1 pseudogene is annotated in these 1,596 nt (G+C 62.3%); it reads right to left on the reverse strand.

Going from position 1 to position 1,596, the window contains the following annotated elements:
* Positions 1–1,531, reverse strand: a pseudogene (locus tag NKI97_RS35320) (ISL3 family transposase); the annotation flags it as partial.
* Positions 1,532–1,596 lie beyond the last annotated feature (65 nt).

A 1,596-nucleotide genomic window follows, 5' to 3' on the forward strand; every position in this document is an offset into this window, starting at 1 on the left:
AAGCAGGTCGAGTTTTCCTCGGCCATACATTTGGCGTTTCACGAGCTTGAGCTTGGTGATCTGGCCCTCGGTCTGACCGTTGGACCAGGGCGAGGTTATCGCCGCGCTGACGGCCGAGCGGTCTTTGAGAACGCCATTGGCGAACGAGGCGACTAGACTTGATCTGGCCCGCTCCAGCCAAGGTTCGAGATCGGCGAGAGTCTTCTTGCGGATCATGGCCTGGAAGCCTGCAACGATTTCCCGGGCCTCCACCAATAAAGGCACGCCGCCCTCGATCGCCGCCACCGTGACGGTTTCGGACTTAAAGAGGCTGTCGCGACCGATGGTCATTAGCCGCGCAATGGTTCGGGCCGAGGGCGCACGGCGCAGGGCGTCGCCGTTCACTTGATCTGAATGCCGGCGACGCGTGGCCCACTCGGTGACGACACGCAAGCAACCACGGAATCCCTGGTTCTTGAGGCACCGCCAGAGTGCTGTTGCATTGCGCTCCCCAGCCGTCCACTGGGCGTCGAGCCAAGGAAGATAAAGCTCCCAGCGAGCTTTCTCGGACTCGAAAGACGTCAGATCGCTGGCCTCGCAAAACCTTGCGGACTACGCCGCGGCTATGGCCGGTGCGGCGAACGATCTCCTTAATCGTAGTCCCATCCTTGGCCATGACGAGGATGATGGCATTGGTGTCTTCCCGACGAAGGTATCCTTCATATTGTATCCGCTCGGCGGCGGTTAGCAGTTCTGGATCAATCGTGGCGGCACCAAGCGCGGCGCGGATCGACCGCATGGATTTGCGAACTGCGTCGAGGAAGGCGCGGCTGGCGTTCTCCATTAAGTGCCAGCGGTCGGCCACCTGGATCGCCCCAGGCAGCGCTTTGGCGGCCGCAAGAGCGTAGCCACCGCCGCGATCGCGGGCGACAATGTCGATCTGGGGTTGGTCTGTGAGCCAGGCTTGAGCCGTCGCCGGCTCACGGTCAGGCAGCAAGGCGATGGTCTTGCGGCGCTCAAGGTCGCAGATGATCGTCCCATAGCGTTGATTTCGTCGCCACGCCCAATCGTCGATCCCGATCACGCTCGGCGGGACAAAGCGCGGACTACCACGCCGCCGCACGATGCGCAGCAACGTGTCGTTGCTCACCGGCAGCATCAATCTCTTGGCGAAGCTGGCTGCGGGCCTGCCGCCCAGCGCAAGCCCAAGGTAATGGACGATTTGGTCGAGCCGGGCGGTTCGCCGCGCCCACGGCGCCAGAACATCCCCGTCGAAACGCTCAGCGAAGATCCGCCGGCCGCACAACACGGCGCCGCAGTGGAACCGCCGTGCCACAACGACGATCCGAACAGGCTTGCCCGCCATAGGCAGGTCTGCGAGGCGCCGCTGATACCGACTATGGATCCGCTGCGACCTCGTTCCGCAGCCGGGACAGAAGCTCGCCGTACTCGTAGGACGGACCGTGATCAACATCACCTCATCGTCAACGGCGGTGTCGTCCACCACAAAGCCGCGAGAGACGAGGGTCGAAGGCCGCAATGTATAGCCCATGGCATTGATTCCTTATGTGAAACCAACGCCAGCCGGCAGCCCATTTTCATCAAAAGTGAGTCAGA

The organism is Mesorhizobium sp. M0296 (genome assembly GCF_040321675.1).
Classification (GTDB): domain Bacteria; phylum Pseudomonadota; class Alphaproteobacteria; order Rhizobiales; family Rhizobiaceae; genus Mesorhizobium.